Genomic DNA, 368 nt, shown 5'->3' on the forward strand with positions numbered 1-368 from the left:
TTTGTGGAGTTCTCGCGGCAGCGTGGTCTTTCGCCGGACGGCAGGTGCAAGGCGTTCTCCGCGGACGCGGACGGCACCGGCTGGGCCGAGGGCGCGGGCATGCTGCTCGTCGAGCGGCTCTCGGACGCCCGCCGTAACGGGCATCATGTGCTGGCGGTGGTCAAGGGTTCGGCCGTCAATCAGGACGGTGCGTCCAACGGTCTGACGGCGCCGAACGGTCCGTCACAGCAGCGGGTGATCCGCCAGGCGCTCGCCAACGCCGGCCTTACCGCCGCCGACGTCGACGCCGTCGAGGCGCACGGCACCGGCACCACACTGGGCGACCCGATCGAGGCCCAGGCCCTGATCGCGACCTACGGTCAGGACCA

1 protein-coding gene is annotated in these 368 nt (G+C 70.9%); it reads left to right on the forward strand.

Annotated elements, in window-relative coordinates; all coding sequences use genetic code 11:
• On the forward strand, positions 1-368 hold a 368-nt coding region (locus tag ACLQ2N_RS35985; protein WP_425820005.1), incomplete at both ends, for a beta-ketoacyl synthase N-terminal-like domain-containing protein.

This window comes from Streptomyces sp. DT224 (genome assembly GCF_049844595.1).
Classification (GTDB): domain Bacteria; phylum Actinomycetota; class Actinomycetes; order Streptomycetales; family Streptomycetaceae; genus Streptomyces.